Source organism: Rhodomicrobium sp. (assembly GCF_047605405.1).
Taxonomy (GTDB): domain Bacteria; phylum Pseudomonadota; class Alphaproteobacteria; order Rhizobiales; family Rhodomicrobiaceae; genus Rhodomicrobium; species Rhodomicrobium lacus.
The window spans coordinates 149,015-165,064 of sequence record NZ_JASGFR010000002.1; the positions used below are offsets into that span (position 1 = coordinate 149,015).

Genomic DNA, 16,050 nt, shown 5'->3' on the forward strand with positions numbered 1-16,050 from the left:
CTGGAAGACTCCGACCGGTGCCGCCGATCACTCAGCATTTCGGCTCGCAGCACTGCGGCTGCGACGGAGCCGGAACCCAGCGCGCGCCCTCGGGCTGCACGGTCACACGCTCACGAGAGAACGCGATGTAGGGCCGCTGGAAATGGGCATAGTTCTTGTAAGGACGCAGCAGCACGCGCCGCTCGGTCAGCGCAACCGCATCGGGCGTCACCTGCTCGGCCCAACGGTGGCCCCGGCGCACGAGCACCTGCTTTTCGACGAGGAATTCCTGCGGCGGAACGCGCACGCGGCACACGGCGGCCTGACCGCCCACGCACTGCTCGCGCCAGATGGAACCGCCGGGCTTTCTGACACGCACGGTCACCGTCTTGTATACGGGCGGGGTCTCGTGCCACACGACAGCGCCAGCGACGGCAACCTGTTGCTGTATCACCCCATGCTGGCCCGGCCGACGGCTCACCTCGTAAACGCCCGGTTCCACCACATCCCGGCGGATGAAGGTCCGATGGACGGGCCGGAGCGGCGCCTGAACATAGCACTCCGCCCCAGCGTTTTCCGGCACGGCAACCGTCAGCACCGACAGACCGGCGAGCCCGAAGCACAAAACCCGCGTCCAGTTTTTCCTTGCAGCCGACCGCATGATTCGTCCCCCGCTAAAAATTCCAACAGGAATCTATAGACACGGTTTGGGTAAATATCACGTGCCGAAAATCGATAATTTCGTTCCTATGGCCGAGCCGCAACAGCACTTTGCGCACCGGAGCCCCCGGACACGCTACATCCGGGGGCCTCTTCTGCGGGTTTACGTGTGGGAGTGTGCGTCTCCGTTCACCTTCGTCAGGCTCGGGAACCACCCCTGGAAAGTGGAATCGAATTCGTGATAGTTGCAGGTGATTTCCTCGCCCACCGCGATGTCGCGGATGGCATAGCCCAGATCGGCATCGGTGAAGTCGGTGTTGGGCGTCTCGCTATGATTCATGAAACGGCCGTTGTCCGCTTCAAGAACCCAGATTCCCTTCCTGGTCATATGCGGGTAGGAGTAGCGCTGAATGAAATCCTGCATATGGGCTGGCAATTCTTCGATGTCGGCCTCGGTGAAGAAAACGTCGAACTTCGGCTCCAGCCGCCAGATCACGTCTCCTTTCTTGATTGGTTCGGCAGCATAAATGCCTACCCCCTCGATCGCACTGTTCGAGAGATAGGTGCGGACAAGCATCATGGTTTGATTTCCCAAGTATTGTGTGAGGTTGGTTGCTTTTCGAGCCTGAACGGCTATGCGCTGGTTACTTCGCGCTTCACGGCCTTCTGGCGACCTAGGCCGCGAAGGAGGCAGTCTTCTCTCACATGTGCTTTTTCAACATCCTTCAGAGGATTGGAAATAGCGCTTGATCCGGTTGCCGAAGACAACACAGGGTGCCGATGATTGCGCCAAACATTGTCATTTGCAACAAGCTTAATGTCGATATTTACGAAGGTTTGGGACTGCGTGTGAAAATCCGACTCGACCATCTTCTGGTCCGGCGCGAACTGGCGGAAACGCGCTCGAAGGCGCAGGACATGATCCGCCGGGGCGTTGTCCGCGTGCGCGGACGAACCGACGTCAAACCGGGACTCGAAGTCTCTGAAGACGAACACGTTGAAGTGCTTGAAAAGATGCCGTATGTCGCGCGGAGCGCCCTCAAGCTCAAAGCGGCACTCGACGCATTCGGCCTGTCTCCGCACGGGCGAAACTGCCTCGATGTCGGCGCCTCGACTGGCGGCTTCACCGAGGTGCTGCTTGAGAGGGGTGCAACCCGCGTCCATGCGGTGGATGTGGGCCGCGATCAGCTCCATGCGTCGCTGCGTCAAAATGTCCGGGTCGTGTCGATGGAAGCGCGGGACGCGCGCACTCTCACCCCGGCGCTCTTCGATGCGCCGATCGAGGCCGTGACCTGCGACGTGAGTTTCATCTCGCTCGAAAAGGTGCTGCCCGCGGTGCTGCCGCTCGCCGCGCCCGGCGCGTGGCTCGTAGCGCTGGTCAAGCCGCAATTCGAGGTCGGCCGCGACGGCATCGGCAAGGGCGGCATCGTGAAGGACGAAAGCCTGCGGCGCGCGGCGGTGGAGCGCGTCACGGCATGCATCGAGGCGGAAGGCTGGCGCGCGATTGGCGCCATCGCCTCGCCGATCAAGGGACAGGACGGCAATGAAGAAACACTCGTCGCAGCCTCGCGCGAGCGATAGCCCGCCGAACCGCGCGGAAGCGGTGACGCTCGCCGTCGAGACCATGGGTGCGCAGGGCGACGGCGTCGCGCGGGTCGGCGGCGTCGCTGTGCACATTCCTTTCGCGTTGCCGGGCGAAGTCGTGCGTGCCGAGGTCCGCGCGGGCAAAAATCGGCTCATCGCGGTGGAAGCCGCAAGCCCCGAGCGGATCGCGCCCGTATGCCGCCATTTCGGCGTCTGCGGAGGATGCGCGCTCCAGCATTGGGCAGCGGCGCCCTATGACGCCTGGAAGGCCGGGCTTGTGGAAGCGGCGCTCGCCCACGCCCGCGTCCGCGCGCCGTCAGTCGAGCCGCTTAAGACCTACCCCGTTTCGAGCCGCCGCCGCGCCGTTTTCACCGCCCGCAAGGAGGATGGCGCGCTTCGTCTCGGCTTCAACGCGTCGCGCAGTCACGATCTCGTCGACATAGAGGAATGCCCTATCCTGCTGCCACGGATCGCCGCCGCGCTTCCGCGATTTCGCGCGGGGCTAAAGGGCGCGATGGCGGAGCGCGGCGAAGCGAAGATCCACGTCACCGCCGCAGATAACGGGCTCGACGTCGCCATCGCCGGGCCCCGCCTTCAGACGAGCGCCCGGCACGCAATCGAGGCTGAACTTCAGGCGGCCGGCGCGATCCGGGCCGCATGGAATGGCGAGGCGATCTTCATCAACGCCCCGCCGCGGGGCGCCGCCGGGCCTGCGCGCATGGTGCTGCCCGAAGGCGCGTTCCTGCAAGCGGTCGAGGCGTGCGAGCGCGACATGGCCGCCTTCGCGGTCGAGGCGCTCGACGCGGCGGGAGTGGGAAAGGGGCCGGTATGCGACCTTTTCGCGGGCCTCGGCGCCTTCACCTTTCCGGTGGCGACACGCGCGCCTGTCACCGCCTGCGAAGACAATGCCGCCGCCGTTGCCGCGCTGTCCCTTGCCGCGAAAGAGGCGAAGGGCCTCAAGCCCGTGAAGGCGGTCCGCCGCGATCTGTTTCGCAATCCGCTCGGCTTTCAGGAGTTGAACGCCTTCGCAGCCGCCGTGCTCGATCCGCCGCGCGAGGGAGCGGAGACGCAGGCGCGCGCGCTTGCGCAGTCGAAAATTCCTGCCGTCGTGATGCTGTCGTGCAATCCCGCCACCTTGGCGCGCGATGCTGCCATTCTTGCGGAAGGCGGGTTCGAATTGACGCGGCTCGCGGCCTTCGATCAGTTTCGCTATTCGGCGCATGTGGAGGTCGCAGCGCTTTTCCGCCGCCCACGCACAAAAAAGGGCAGGCTTGCGCCCGCCCTTCGCTGAGGCCGTGAGGCGCGGGGCTGCGTTACGCAGCCGCCTCCACCTTGCGGGCCGCATCGCCCTCGATCACGCGGGGCTGGGGAGCGCCCTTCGTGATCTGGATCGTGCGCGGCTTCATGGCCTCAGGCAATTCGCGCTTCAGATCGACGTGCAGAAGTCCGTTCTCAAGCGCGGCACCGGACACCTCGACGTAATCGGCAAGCCGGAAACGGCGCTCGAAATTGCGCGCGGCGATGCCCTGATGAATGTAGGCCCGGTTGGCGGCTTCACCTTTCTTTTCGCCGCGGATGGTAAGAGTACCCTCCTTCACGTCGATGGAGAGGTCGTTCTCACCGAAACCGGCGACTGCCATGGTAACGCGATAGACATTTTCGCCCAGACGTTCGATGTTGTAGGGTGGGAAGCCGCTTTCGCTTTCGAGACCAGAGAGCTGGTCAAGCACATTGGCAAGGTGATCGAAGCCGATCGCGGACTTATACAGAGGGGATAGATCAAGACGACGCATGTGTTTTCTCCTTATCAAGCGAGAAGTTTCCTCCGCCTTAAAGGCCGGAGTGTAGGTTTGCAGCCGACTGGCCTGCACCCATAAATTTATTTCGGACATCTTCGCTGTCAAGGGGTGCTTGAGCAGCGCAGTGCGCATGCGGTAGAGTTTTTCCACGAACAGCAAGGACCGCCCGTACATGGCGACTAAGGCGCCCTCACTCTCGGCCGAATTGGCCGGAATCACCCGCAATCCCGTCCCTGGCGGCGCCATCTGCGGCACCTTCGCCACGCGCGACGGCTTGCAGATCCGCTATGCGCGGTGGGACACGACGGCGGAGCGGCGCATCGGCACGGTCTGTCTTTTCCACGGCCGCACGGAGTTCATCGAGAAATATTTCGAGACCATCGGCGACCTGCGCCGCAGGGGCTTCGCCGTCGCGACCATGGACTGGCGCGGACAGGGCGGCTCATCGCGCATGCTGAGGAACCGTTCCAAGGGGCACGTCGAAAACTTCGCGCAGTTCGACGACGACGTTCGCCGCTTCATGTCGGGCATCGTGCTGCCCGATTGTCCGCCGCCCTATTACTGCCTCGCGCATTCGATGGGCGGACATCTCGTGCTGCGTCTCGCTCAGACGAAGGTGTGCTGGTGGGATCGCATCGTTCTTACCGCGCCGATGATCGATTTCGCACAGACCGAAAAGCGCAAGGGAGGCATCGGCGCTGCGGCGGAAGCGCTGACGCTGCTGGGCTTCGGCGACAGTTTCATACCCGGCGGGAAGGACAAGCTTTGGGAGCGTGCGCCGTTCGAGGGCAACCCGCTGACGTCGGATCGACTTCGATACGAGCGCGCGCAGGACGTGCTCCGCGCCGCCCCGGAGCTTGGCATCGGCGCGCCGACCATCGGCTGGGTGCAGGCCGCGTGCGCTTCTATCGCGACGCTCGCCTCGACCGCCTTCATGGAGAGCATCCGCGTGCCGACCCTCATGCTCGCGGCCGGCAACGATCAAATCGTGTCCAACGCCGCCATGGAGCGTTTCGCAAGCCGCGTCAAGAACTGCCGCCTCATCGTGATTCCGGGCGCGCACCATGAGATCCTCATGGAGCGCGATCAGCTTCGCGGACAGTTCTGGGCCGCATTCGACGCCTACATTCCGGGCTCGACGCTGCTTCCACGACGGCTCGAACAAGCTGAAATCGCTCTGTGACCTGTGCCGACGCTGGGACGCTTCGAAAGTCCTGTCTCGAACGCGATTGCCAACATGCCGATGGTTCCGATGACGAGTGTGCAAGCCGATTTTCGCGACCCCATGCTGACCGCCGATCAGGCTCGCGCGGCGCTCGATCTGAAGCCACACCCCGAGGGCGGCCATTATCGCGAGTTGTGGCGGGACGAGCCCCAAGTCGACGACGCCCCGCAAGCCGATAGACGGGGAGCAGCAAGCACGATCCTGTTCCTGCTGGCTGCGGGTGAGCGGTCGCATTGGCATCGCGTCGATGCGGCGGAGATCTGGATCTGGCAGGCTGGCGCACCGCTGGCGCTTGGCATAGCCCACGCCGACGGAAGACGCGCAACCATCACCCTTGGCCCGAATGCGGGCGGCGGCGAAGCGTTTCAGGGCGTCGTTCCGGCCTTCGCCTGGCAGGAGGCGGTGAGCCTTGGCGCATGGACGCTGGTGAGTTGCATCGTGGCTCCGGCGTTCAGCTTCGAAGGCTTTGAACTCGCGCCCCCCGACTGGTCGCCGCAGACGCTCTGAACCGGAGCCGATAAAAAGAAAAGGACGAGGCGGCGGCCTCGTCCTTCGCACTTTGACTTTTCAGCAGTCGGGCATCAGTGCGGCAGGCCGCTGCCATCCGCAACCGATGTCTGGCCGATCTCCTTGATCTGCGCGGCGGCAAGCGCGGCGGCCTCGTCCCATTCGATGGGATCGAGCTTGCGGGTGAGCGCAATCGCCAGCACCTCGTCCATCCGCGCCACCGGGATGATTTCGAGCGCGTTCTTCACATTATCCGGGATTTCCGCGAGGTCTTTCGCATTCTCCTCCGGAATGATGACGCGCTTGATGCCGCCGCGAAGAGCCGCAAGCAGCTTCTCCTTGAGGCCACCGATGGGCAGAACGCGACCGCGCAGGGTGATCTCGCCCGTCATGGCCACGTCGCGGCGAACCGGAACGCCCGTAAGGATCGAAACGATGGCCGTGACCATCGCCACACCCGCCGAGGGGCCATCCTTCGGCGTTGCGCCTTCCGGCACGTGCACGTGGATGTCGCGCTTGTCGAACAGCGGCGGCTCGATTCCGAAGGCGATGCTGCGGCTGCGCACATAGGCGTTCGCAGCCTGAATCGACTCCTTCATCACGTCGCGCAGATTGCCCGTGACGGTCATGCGGCCTTTGCCAGGCATCATGACGCCTTCGACGGTCAGCAACTCGCCGCCGACTTCCGTCCAGGCGAGACCGGTCACGACGCCGACCTGATCCTCAAGCTCGGCCTCGCCATAGCGGTATTTCTGCACGCCGAGGAAATCGTGCACGTTTTCAAGCGTGACATGCACCTTCACCTGCTTGCCGCTCTCGATCAGCTTCACGGCCTTGCGGGCAAGCTTGGCTATCTCTCGCTCAAGGCTGCGCACGCCCGCCTCGCGGGTGTAGCGGCGGATGACCTCGACGATGGCATCGTCATCGACCGTCCATTCGCCCGGCTGAAGGCCGTGGGCCTCCATTTGGCCGCGCAGAAGATGGCGTTTCGTGATTTCGAGCTTCTCGTCTTCCGTATAGCCCGCGAGCCGGATGATCTCCATACGGTCGCGAAGCGCGGGCGGAATGTCGAGCGTGTTCGCGGTCGTGACGAACATCACGTTCGAGAGGTCGTAATCGACTTCGAGGTAATGATCGTTGAACTCGTGGTTCTGCTCCGGGTCCAGCACCTCAAGCAGCGCGGATGCCGGATCGCCGCGGAAATCCATGCCCATCTTGTCGATTTCGTCGAGGAGGAAGAGCGGATTGGTCTTCTTCGCCTTGCGCATCGACTGGATGACCTTGCCGGGCATCGAGCCGATATAGGTGCGCCGATGGCCGCGGATCTCCGCCTCGTCACGGACGCCGCCGAGCGACATGCGCACGAACTCGCGGCCCGTCGCCTTCGCGATCGACTTGCCGAGCGAGGTCTTGCCGACGCCCGGAGGGCCGACGAGACACAGGATCGGGCCCTTGAGCATGTTCGTGCGCTTCTGCACCGCGAGATACTCGACGATGCGGTCCTTCACGCGTTCAAGACCATAATGATCCTCGTCGAGCACGGCTTGCGCTTCTTCGAGATCCTTCTTTACCTTGCCTTTCACCCCCCACGGGATGGAAAGCAGCCAGTCGAGGTAATTGCGCACCACCGTCGCTTCGGCCGACATCGGGCTCATCTGCTTGAGCTTCTTCAGCTCGGCGACGGCCTTGTCCTTCGCTTCCTTCGAAAGCTTCGTGTTCTCGATCTTCTCCTCGAACTCGGAGATATCGTCGCGCTCGTCGGAATCGCCGAGTTCCTTCTGAATGGCCTTCATCTGCTCATTCAGGTAATATTCGCGCTGGGTCTTCTCCATCTGGCGCTTCACGCGGCTGCGGATCTTCCGCTCGACCTGAAGCACCGAGATTTCGCTCTCCATGAGCGTGAAGACGCGTTCAAGCCGTTCCGACACGGACAGAAGCTCAAGGATTTCCTGCTTGTCGCCGATCTTGATCGCGAGGTGGGAAGCAATGGTGTCCGCGAGCTTCGAATAATCGTCGATCTGGTTGAGCGTGCTCAGAACCTCGGGAGAGATCTTCTTGTTCAGCTTGACGTAGTTTTCAAACTGACTGATCGCCGAGCGCGCGAACGCCTCGATCTCGTCCTGATTGCCGAGCGTCTCTTCGATGCGCTCGATTTCCGCCTCGAAGTAATTGTCGTTCGGAACGAAATCCTTGATGCGCGCGCGGGTCGTCCCCTCCACCAGCACCTTGACGGTCCCGTCGGGCAGCTTCAGCAACTGAAGCACGGTCGCGAGCATGCCCATCGTGTAGATGGCGTCGGGCTCCGGATCGTCGTCGCCCGCGTTCTTCTGCGCGGCGAGCAGGATCTGCCGGTCGGTGCGCATCACTTCGTCGAGCGCATTGATGGACTTCTCGCGCCCCACAAACAACGGAACGATCATGTATGGGAAAACGACGATGTCCCGAAGGGGAAGCACCGGAAAGATCTCGCCCTTGCCCGGCGCCCTGGGATTGTCGGTTGGATTCGTCATGTCGCTCTCCTCAATCCGACAGCGCAAAGGCCCGCTGTCATCATCCTGTAGCAGCCGGAGATCCCGGCCTTATGGCCGCCACCCGCGTCTCGCCGCTGCTCATCCGACAGTACATGCCGGATAAGCCGTCAGTCCATAGCGCAGTTATCAAGACGTTAATGGCCGCAGTAAAGGGAGCGCCGATAACGGCGCTGCCTGTGCTTGGTGGGGTCCGATGAAAATAGGCTGAGACGGGCTTGCGGTTAACAAACCGTGTCATCAGGCACTCGATGATTCATCTAGTCGCTCGGCGTAAATCCGCAAGGGCTTGGCGTTCCCTTCGATCACTTCCGGGCTGATCACGACTTCCTCGACGCCTTTCAGGCTGGGAAGCTCGAACATGCTGTCCAGCAGGATCGCTTCCATGATCGACCTGAGACCTCTTGCGCCGGTCTTGCGCTCGATAGCCTTGCGGGCGACGGATTTGAGCGCTTCGTTGGACAGCGTGAGCTGCACGCCTTCCATATCGAAGAGGCGCTGATACTGCTTCACGAGCGCGTTCTTGGGCTCGGACAGGATTTTCACAAGCGCGGTTTCGTCGAGATCCTCAAGCGTTGCCAGAACCGGCAGGCGCCCGATGAATTCCGGGATGAGACCGAACCTCAGCAGGTCTTCAGGCTCCACGCCGCGCAGGATCTCTCCCGTGCGCCGGTCGTCCTCCGAGGACACCTTGGCGCCGAAACCGATCGAACTCGACTTCCCACGCTGAGCGATGATCTTTTCGAGGCCGGAGAACGCGCCGCCGCAGATGAACAGGATGTTCGTCGTGTCGACCTGCAGGAACTCCTGCTGCGGATGCTTGCGGCCGCCTTGCGGAGGAACGCTGGCAACCGTGCCTTCCATGATCTTGAGCAGCGCCTGCTGGACGCCCTCGCCCGACACGTCGCGCGTGATGGACGGGTTGTCCGACTTGCGGCTGATCTTGTCGACCTCGTCGATGTAGACGATGCCGCGCTGCGCGCGGTCGACATTGTAATCCGCCGCCTGAAGCAGCTTCAGGATGATGTTTTCGACATCCTCGCCGACATAGCCCGCCTCGGTCAGGGTCGTGGCATCCGCCATGGTGAAGGGCACGTCGAGGATGCGCGCGAGCGTCTGCGCGAGCAGCGTCTTGCCGCAACCGGTCGGGCCGATCAGCAGGATGTTGGACTTCGCCAACTCCACGTCGTTGTTCTTCGCGGAGTGATTGATGCGCTTGTAATGATTATGGACGGCGACCGAAAGAACGCGCTTCGCATAGTCCTGGCCGATCACGTAGTCGTCGAGGACCGTGCAAATTTCCTGAGGCGTCGGAACCCCGTCGCGGGACTTCACGTAGGAGTTTTTGTTCTCCTCGCGAATGATATCCATGCAGAGTTCGACGCACTCGTCGCAAATGAACACCGTAGGCCCTGCAATAAGCTTGCGGACTTCGTGCTGGCTCTTGCCGCAGAACGAGCAGTAGAGCGTATTCTTGGAGTCGTGACCCCTGCTTTCTTTCGTCATTGACCTACCTTAGCACCCACATGCCAGAATGTGGCGATGGATTGTGCCCGACTGATGACCAGAACAACCGTTCCCGGTTTATTCCGCACCCGCAAAGCCAGCGATCCACCGCCCTCCTCGCATGCTTCCCCATAGTCTTACGGCTTCTGGGGCGATTGTCCATAGCTTCGATTCGCAACTCTGCCCGAAGGCCGTCTGGGACGTTGGACTGCTTATACTTTCCAGTCCGTTAAAAATCATACCCGGACTTTCGAACGTGCCCGTGAAGCTCTAGGTCGGTCACGAACGTCCCGGATTTCCTGTTTCTTCAGCGGCGGCGCGCTTCGTCAGAACGTCGTCGATAATGCCGAACGCTTTCGCCTGTTCTGGAGACATGAAGTGGTCACGGTCCAGGGTGCGTTCAATGACTTCGTATGGCTGCCCTGTGTGCTTGACATAGATTTCATTAAGCCGGCGCTTGGTTTTCAGAATGTCCTCGGCGTGCCGTTCGATATCGCTCGCCTGCCCCTGGAAACCGGCCGAAGGCTGGTGAACCATCACGCGCGCATTCGGCAGCGCCCAGCGCATGCCGGGCTCGCCCGCGGCAAGCAGCAGAGAACCCATCGACGCCGCCTGACCGACGCAAAGCGTGGAAACGGGCGGGCGGATGAATTGCATCGTATCGTACATGGCGAGGCCGGAGGTCACATGGCCGCCCGGCGAATTGATGTAAATGTTGATCTCCTTCTTCGGGTTCTCGGATTCGAGAAACAGAAGCTGCGCGATCACGAGCGAGGCCATGTTGTCCTCGACGACCCCGGTCAGGAAGATGATGCGCTCTTTCAGAAGGCGCGAATAGATGTCGAAGGCGCGCTCGCCGCGGTTGGTCTGTTCGACGACCATGGGAACGAGCTGGCTTGTATAGAATTCAACGGGATCGCGCATGGCGTTACTCCAGGCCGTGATGAGAGCCGAAGATGACTTCGTTCTGGGGAGAGCCCGCAGCACGCGAGGCGCGGGCGCGACCGAAGCCGGTGGCTTGTGAATTTGGTGCGGCACACGAGGTGCCACACCAAACATGGGATGATTTGAGCGGGAGCGCAACCGGTCGGTAGCGCGCGCTCATTCGAAAGCCGATCCCGTTGTCATCAACGCGATCACGATCCGTCCGGCATCATCCGCGCGAAAACTTGCGCGGCGCTGCCTTAGCCGTGCTTGTGCCCGGCATGGTCGTGATCGTGATCGCAATCGGGACCATGCACGTGCTCGTGTTCCTCTTCGATGCCACCGTCCAGCAGGGCCTGCTCGCGCTCAAGCTCCGCCAGCGACTTCATCAAATCTTCGGGAGAAACCTTGTTCTCCTCCGTCTTCACGAGTTCGAGGACGAAGTTGATGACCTTTTCCTCGTAGACCGGTGCGCGGAGTTCGTTCAGCGCGTTCGGGTTCTTGCGATAGAACTCGATGACCTCGCGTTCCTGTCCAGGGAACTGGCGGGCGCGGTCGATGACGGCGCGGCGAATTTCCTCATCGAGGATCTTGATCTCGTTCTGATTGCCGATCTCGGAGAGCACAAGGCCGAGGCGCACACGGCGCTCGGCGAGCTTCTGATATTCGGCGCGCGCCTTCTCTTCGGTCGAGCCTTCGTCCTCGAAGGTCTTCTTGGCCTGTTCGAGCTGACGGGTGATGCCGCGCCAGATGCCTTCGAACTCGCTCGTCACGAGGGTATTCGGCAATTCGAAGGAATGACGCTCGTCCAGCACGTCGAGCACCGCCTTCTTGAGCTTTGCGCGCGTCGCACCGTCAAGCTCCTTCTGAAGCTGATCGCGGACCGCTTCTTCGAGCTTCGCGAAGGATTCGAGGCCCAGCGTCTTCGCGAACTCGTCGTCGGCCTTCGCGTCGACAGGCTTCGCGACGTCCTTGACGGTCACGTCGAAGACCGCGTCCTTGCCCGCGAGATGCGCCGCCTGATAGTCCTGCGGGAACGTCACCTTGACGTCGCGCTGATCGCCCTTCTTCGCGCCGATCAGACCGTCCTCGAAGCCCGGGATGAACCGGCCGGAGCCGAGCACGAGGAACGCATCCTCGGCAGCGCCGCCTTCGAAGGGCTCGCCATCGATGCTGCCCTTGAAGTCGATGGTGAGGCGGTCGCCGGCCTCGGCGGCGCCATCCTTCGTCTCATAGGCCACGTTCGCCTTGAGAAGACGGTCGATGGCGCCCTTGACGTCCTCTTCCTTGGGATCGGCGACATCCTTCGTCAGCGTGATCGCCTTGAGATCGGTGAGTTCGATCTTCGGCAGCACCTCGAAAGACATCGTATATTCGAGATCGGCCGCGCCATCGATCATGCGCTGGACCGCCTCGGCGTCTTCCGGGAGCTTGATGTCGGGCTGGAAGGCGGGGCGTTCGTTCCGCTCCTGAAGCGCCTTCGAGCTCGATTCGCCGACGGTTTCTTCCAGCACTTCGGCCATGACCGACTTGCCGTACATCTGGCGCACATGGGCAAGCGGCACCTTGCCGGGCCGGAAGCCGTTGAGCTTCACTTTGGATTTCAGGTCTTCGAGCTTCGATTCAGCCTTCACCTTCAGATCGGCGGCGGGCACGACGACCTTCAATTGGCGTTTCAGCCCGTCTGAAACAGTTTCTGTAACTTGCATTGTCCGGAATCTCGTTGGCCGTTGATCGGCGAAGTTATCGAAGCAACGGGAATCGTTGCCGCGGGCGCATTCGCCCCGCATCTGATCGTGTGAAATTGCATATCGCAGCCCAATCCACAAGGGCTGCATCAAGCACCCGTGGAAAAAACCACAATGTTCGGTCACACTTGGACGGGCACGGGAGCGCCGCTGCGCGGACCCGTATCGACCTGAAGGTGTTATGCGGCCGCGATTTTCGTGCTGAACCTCAGAAGCCGGGAGCATCCTTGTCGGGATCGAACGCCGTAACGGCGCAAACGTTTTTCCACGGCGCGCTCGCAAGACGCCTCGACCGGGCGAGCCGCGCGCTCCTCGAACCCGAAGACGGGCGCGCGATGGTTTTCAGCCGCGCGGCCGGTGAGCCGGCCCTCGGCCAGCCGACGCAGGTTTCATGGCGCGTATTCAAGAACCCGCTCACCGTCTTCATAGGCGGGGTGGCGGCCGTTATCCTCGAACTCGCGGAACCGCGCGTGCGTACCGGCGTGTGGGAGCGCACCTCCTTTCGCACGCAGCCGCTGCGACGGCTGCGCCGGACCGGGCTCGCGGCGATGATGACGGTCTACGGTCCGGCTAACGCCGCGCAAGCGATGATCGCGGGCGTCCGACGCATGCATGCCCGCGTGAAAGGCACGACGCCGGGCGGCGAGCCCTACTGCGCCGACGATCCCGAACTTCTCAATTGGGTGCAGGCGACAGCCGCCTACGGCTTCCTGCAAGCCTACCACACGTATTCCAGGCCGATCCCGCAGGCCGACCGGGACCGCTACTACCGCGAGGGGGAGACCGCCGCCCGCCTCTATGGCGCGACCCTGCCGCCCCGGTCCGAGGCAGAGCTTGACGCGGCGTTCGCAGCCATGCTGCCCCGCCTCGAACCATCGCCGATCATTTTCGAGTTTCTCGACATCATGCGCACAACACGCATCGTGCCGCCCGTGTCGCGGGCACTCACGCCCGCCGCCTATCTCGCCCAGCCGCTGTTCGTGCGCGCCGCGGTGAGCCTGACGCCGCCACGGATCCGCGAACGTCTCGGGCTTGGGCCATCTTACGGACTGCGCCCCTTTGAACGCGCGATCCTTCGTCAGGCAGCCGCGCTTGCCGACCGGATCGTGCTTCATTCGAGCCCTGCCGTACAGTCATGCCAGCGTCTCGGGTTGCCGGCCGACTTCCTTTACGCATCGCGCTGACGTCAGGCGGCCGCGAGAAAGGCGGGCAACGCCACATCCGGCAATGGCTTCGCCATCACCTCGCGAATGCTCGCATCCGGCACGCCCAGCACGGAAAGCGCCGTGCTGATGATCCTGTCGGCGTAATCGTCGTCCACCTCGCCCGAAACGAGCTTCAGTGTCGCCAGCAGCAGGAGACCCGCGACGGTTTCGCGCGCCATGTCAACGTCCTGATGCCTGAAGACGCCCTCTTCGATGCCCGCCGCGACGGCTCGCCGGATAAGATCGCCGATACCGAAGCGGAAGTCATTCCCCGAGAGAACCGCGCGGATCATGAACCAACCCCACATGCGATCGGTTTTCGCGACGCGCAGCCAGACACGCACATCGTTGGCGAACGCTTCGACGCGGTCGCTTGTGAGGCCGTCGAGGTTTTCATACATACCCTTCGTATGCAGGCGAAACGCCTCGATTGCCGCGCTGACGATGGCTTCCTTGGAGGGGAAATGATTGTAGAAGGAGCCGTAGCCGACGTCCGCCCGCGCGGTAATGTCCTGAATGACAAGCCCTTCGAGGCCGCGCTCGGCGACGATTTCATATGTCGCCCTCAGAAGCTTGCGGCGCGTGTCCTCCCGGCGCCGGTCGGAGCGGCTCTTCAGAAGGCGATGCGCCGAGGCACTTTCTTCAAGGACGGGCAGTGCAGACTTGACCAATATCAAAGCTCCTTTAACTAAAGTTTATGGGACACGACTCTGAGACTTTTTTATGAACCGCGTGCATGGGCTTGGCGCCCACACCGCCGCGTGACATGATTCGCGCCCCGAAGCTCGCGCAGCCAACGCCGATCCGGAGATGAGACGTGCTTAAAATCGTCGGTGTTACGGGAAGCGTGTCCTCGCCCTCGCGGACGCGCTCTGTCGTCGAGGCGACGCTCGCCCGCGTCGGGGATGCGCCCGATGTCGAACAAACGCTCCTCGATATCGCGGAACTTCTGCCCTGGCTCGCCATCCGCTGTCGCGACGAGGCGGCGCCGCCTGTGATTCGCGCGCTCGACGCCATCGAGAAGGCGGACCTCCTCATCGTCGGCACCCCCGTCTACAAGGGATCGTATACGGGGATGCTGAAGCACCTGATCGATCTTCTCGCCTACCCTGCCCTGCTCAAGACGCCGGTGGGCCTCATCGCGGTTGGCGGCAGCGACCGCCACGCGCTTGTCATCGAGCATGAGCTTCGCCCGCTGTTCGGATTCTTCGGCGCAAAGACGCTGCCCACCGGCATCTTTTTGTCCGACAAGACCATCGAAGGCGGCCGGATCATCGACGAAGCGGCAAACGCGCGCCTCGACCATCTCGTCAGCGAAGCGGTGCATGAACTCGATCTCGTCCGCCTCAGGAAAGCCAAGGCATCGACAAGTTAACGGGCCGTCCTGAAATCGCCCCGATAATGGTGGATGGCATGCATCCAATCTATCGAGGACCGTCATGATCATAAACGGCAGGCTGAGGTGGAAACTCCTCATCGGGCTTATCGCCGCGATCGCCTTCGACACGACGCTTCAGGTCGTCTGGAAGACCGCCGTTCTGGACGCGCCGGAAGTCAACCTCTCGGTATCATCGACAGTGTCGGGAATTTTCGGAAATCCGCTGTTTCTCGGCGTCGTCGCCATCATGACGCTGCAATTCTTCAATTGGCTCATGGTGCTGGGTGAAGCCGATCTCTCCTATGCGAAGCCAATTGCGTCGCTTAGTTTCGCTTCCGTGCCGGTCACGTCCGTGCTGCTTCTGCACGAAACCTTCGATGCGGTTGAAGTGGCGGGTGTGATCTTCGTGATCGCGGGCGTCTTCTTCATCAGCCAGACAAAACCGCTCACAAGCGAACCCAACCTTTCATCCCGGCCCGAAGCATCATGAACGGCACCACCCTCGGAATCCTGCTCGTCGTCCTCTGCGCTCTTCTCGAAGGCATCGGGCAGGTGTTCCTCAAGAAATCCACCATGACGAAAATGCGCTGGTTCATGTGGATTTCCGCCGGCGTGATCGCGCTCGCCGCCGAGGCGCTGATCTACACCGAAGCGCTGAAGCTCCTCGATGTAAGCGTGGCCTTCACGATCTGCAGCCTGAACCTCATCGCCATCACCATCCTCTCGCGCTTCATCCTGCGCGAGGAAGTGACAAGGACGCGCTGGATCGGCGTCGGCCTGATTTTCGTCGGCGCGGCGCTGGTCATGACGCGCGCCTGACAGCCGGGTTCCGCCACCTCGGAAACCGTCGCTTCACGAGACAGGCCGTCCCGAATTCGGGCATCGTCCGTTCCCTGACTCCAACCAAAAATCGCCGGAGCGGGATCCGATCAGGTTAATCCAGGCCATCGATGGCCCGTTCACATCTGCCGCGGCGGACACGGAAAGATGTCGGTTGATTGCGCTCG

At 62.2% G+C, this 16,050-nt stretch carries 16 protein-coding genes; 8 read left to right on the forward strand and 8 right to left on the reverse strand.

Features of this window, described 5'->3' with window-relative positions; translation table 11 throughout:
- Positions 1–31 precede the first annotated feature (31 nt).
- Entirely contained in the window at positions 32–640 is a 609-nt protein-coding gene (locus QM659_RS01575) for a hypothetical protein (RefSeq protein ID WP_415187127.1), read from the reverse strand.
- Between the two features lie 162 nt (positions 641–802).
- A complete protein-coding gene (locus QM659_RS01580; protein ID WP_127077499.1) occupies positions 803–1,219 on the reverse strand; it encodes an SET domain-containing protein in 417 nt (138 codons plus the stop codon).
- A gap of 269 nt (positions 1,220–1,488) precedes the next feature.
- On the opposite strand from QM659_RS01580, the gene QM659_RS01585 reads away from it, so the two are divergent.
- Together QM659_RS01585 and QM659_RS01590 are read left to right on the forward strand one after the other, a co-directional pair.
- On the forward strand, positions 1,489–2,220 hold the full coding sequence (locus QM659_RS01585; RefSeq protein WP_415187128.1) for a TlyA family RNA methyltransferase: 732 nt from the start codon (positions 1,489–1,491) through the stop codon (positions 2,218–2,220).
- Positions 2,183–3,514: a class I SAM-dependent RNA methyltransferase gene (locus tag QM659_RS01590; RefSeq protein ID WP_415187129.1), complete on the forward strand. Its 1,332-nt coding sequence runs from the start codon at positions 2,183–2,185 to the stop codon at positions 3,512–3,514. The genes QM659_RS01585 and QM659_RS01590 overlap by 38 nt, the downstream gene beginning before the upstream one ends.
- 22 nt (positions 3,515–3,536) lie before the next feature.
- On the opposite strand, the gene QM659_RS01595 is transcribed toward QM659_RS01590, so the two are convergent.
- Positions 3,537–4,016: an Hsp20 family protein gene (locus QM659_RS01595; protein ID WP_415187159.1), complete on the reverse strand. Its 480-nt coding sequence runs from the start codon at positions 4,014–4,016 to the stop codon at positions 3,537–3,539.
- Positions 4,017–4,194: 178 nt separating this feature from the next.
- Between QM659_RS01595 and QM659_RS01600 the strand changes: the two genes are divergently transcribed.
- A complete protein-coding gene (locus QM659_RS01600; protein WP_415187130.1) occupies positions 4,195–5,205 on the forward strand; it encodes an alpha/beta fold hydrolase in 1,011 nt (336 codons plus the stop codon).
- Positions 5,206–5,265: 60 nt separating this feature from the next.
- Positions 5,266–5,754 carry a cupin domain-containing protein gene (locus QM659_RS01605; RefSeq protein WP_415187160.1) on the forward strand — a complete coding sequence of 163 codons (489 nt, stop codon included), beginning with the start codon at positions 5,266–5,268 and terminating at the stop codon, positions 5,752–5,754.
- A 74-nt stretch (positions 5,755–5,828) separates the two neighbouring features.
- On the opposite strand, the gene lon is transcribed toward QM659_RS01605, so the two are convergent.
- From lon to tig, 4 genes are all read right to left on the reverse strand, one after another.
- On the reverse strand, positions 5,829–8,264 hold the full coding sequence (gene lon / locus QM659_RS01610) for an endopeptidase La (RefSeq protein WP_303485291.1): 2,436 nt from the start codon (positions 8,262–8,264) through the stop codon (positions 5,829–5,831).
- A gap of 258 nt (positions 8,265–8,522) precedes the next feature.
- Positions 8,523–9,788 (reverse strand): ATP-dependent Clp protease ATP-binding subunit ClpX, encoded by a 1,266-nt coding sequence (gene clpX, locus QM659_RS01615; protein WP_127077506.1) that lies wholly within the window; start codon positions 9,786–9,788, stop codon positions 8,523–8,525.
- A gap of 279 nt (positions 9,789–10,067) precedes the next feature.
- Positions 10,068–10,712 (reverse strand): ATP-dependent Clp protease proteolytic subunit, encoded by a 645-nt coding sequence (locus QM659_RS01620; RefSeq protein WP_127077507.1) that lies wholly within the window; start codon positions 10,710–10,712, stop codon positions 10,068–10,070.
- 260 nt (positions 10,713–10,972) lie between these two features.
- On the reverse strand, positions 10,973–12,421 hold the full coding sequence (gene tig, locus QM659_RS01625) for a trigger factor (protein ID WP_415187131.1): 1,449 nt from the start codon (positions 12,419–12,421) through the stop codon (positions 10,973–10,975).
- A gap of 266 nt (positions 12,422–12,687) precedes the next feature.
- On the opposite strand from tig, the gene QM659_RS01630 reads away from it, so the two are divergent.
- On the forward strand, positions 12,688–13,644 hold the full coding sequence (locus QM659_RS01630; protein WP_415187132.1) for an oxygenase MpaB family protein: 957 nt from the start codon (positions 12,688–12,690) through the stop codon (positions 13,642–13,644).
- A 2-nt stretch (positions 13,645–13,646) separates the two neighbouring features.
- Here QM659_RS01630 and QM659_RS01635 read toward each other — a convergent pair whose 3' ends face one another.
- Positions 13,647–14,336, reverse strand: a complete 690-nt coding sequence (locus QM659_RS01635; protein ID WP_415187133.1) for a TetR/AcrR family transcriptional regulator — start codon at positions 14,334–14,336, stop codon at positions 13,647–13,649.
- 146 nt (positions 14,337–14,482) lie between these two features.
- Between QM659_RS01635 and QM659_RS01640 the strand changes: the two genes are divergently transcribed.
- The 3 genes from QM659_RS01640 (at position 14,483) to QM659_RS01650 (ending at position 15,862) form a co-directional block, all read left to right on the forward strand.
- The gene (locus QM659_RS01640; RefSeq protein WP_303485280.1) at positions 14,483–15,040 is read left to right on the forward strand and encodes an NAD(P)H-dependent oxidoreductase; all 558 of its coding nucleotides are present in this window, start codon (positions 14,483–14,485) and stop codon (positions 15,038–15,040) included.
- Between the two features lie 64 nt (positions 15,041–15,104).
- Positions 15,105–15,533, forward strand: a complete 429-nt coding sequence (locus tag QM659_RS01645; RefSeq protein WP_415187134.1) for a hypothetical protein — start codon at positions 15,105–15,107, stop codon at positions 15,531–15,533.
- Positions 15,530–15,862: an SMR family transporter gene (locus QM659_RS01650; RefSeq protein ID WP_127077513.1), complete on the forward strand. Its 333-nt coding sequence runs from the start codon at positions 15,530–15,532 to the stop codon at positions 15,860–15,862. The genes QM659_RS01645 and QM659_RS01650 overlap by 4 nt, the downstream gene beginning before the upstream one ends.
- Positions 15,863–16,050 lie beyond the last annotated feature (188 nt).

What these genes read in the sequence shown, in the direction of transcription:
- QM659_RS01650 (WP_127077513.1), top strand. Translation starts at nt 15,530, where the DNA reads ATGAACGGCACCACCCTCGGAATCCTGCTCGTCGTCCTCTGCGCTCTT.
- QM659_RS01575 (WP_415187127.1), bottom strand. Translation starts at nt 640, where the DNA reads ATGCGGTCGGCTGCAAGGAAAAACTGGACGCGGGTTTTGTGCTTCGGG.
- QM659_RS01620 (WP_127077507.1), bottom strand. Translation starts at nt 10,712, where the DNA reads ATGCGCGATCCCGTTGAATTCTATACAAGCCAGCTCGTTCCCATGGTC.
- QM659_RS01580 (WP_127077499.1), bottom strand. Translation starts at nt 1,219, where the DNA reads ATGATGCTTGTCCGCACCTATCTCTCGAACAGTGCGATCGAGGGGGTA.
- QM659_RS01600 (WP_415187130.1), top strand. Translation starts at nt 4,195, where the DNA reads ATGGCGACTAAGGCGCCCTCACTCTCGGCCGAATTGGCCGGAATCACC.
- QM659_RS01590 (WP_415187129.1), top strand. Translation starts at nt 2,183, where the DNA reads ATGAAGAAACACTCGTCGCAGCCTCGCGCGAGCGATAGCCCGCCGAAC.
- tig (WP_415187131.1), bottom strand. Translation starts at nt 12,421, where the DNA reads ATGCAAGTTACAGAAACTGTTTCAGACGGGCTGAAACGCCAATTGAAG.
- clpX (WP_127077506.1), bottom strand. Translation starts at nt 9,788, where the DNA reads ATGACGAAAGAAAGCAGGGGTCACGACTCCAAGAATACGCTCTACTGC.
- lon (WP_303485291.1), bottom strand. Translation starts at nt 8,264, where the DNA reads ATGACGAATCCAACCGACAATCCCAGGGCGCCGGGCAAGGGCGAGATC.
- QM659_RS01645 (WP_415187134.1), top strand. Translation starts at nt 15,105, where the DNA reads ATGATCATAAACGGCAGGCTGAGGTGGAAACTCCTCATCGGGCTTATC.
- QM659_RS01595 (WP_415187159.1), bottom strand. Translation starts at nt 4,016, where the DNA reads ATGCGTCGTCTTGATCTATCCCCTCTGTATAAGTCCGCGATCGGCTTC.
- QM659_RS01605 (WP_415187160.1), top strand. Translation starts at nt 5,266, where the DNA reads ATGGTTCCGATGACGAGTGTGCAAGCCGATTTTCGCGACCCCATGCTG.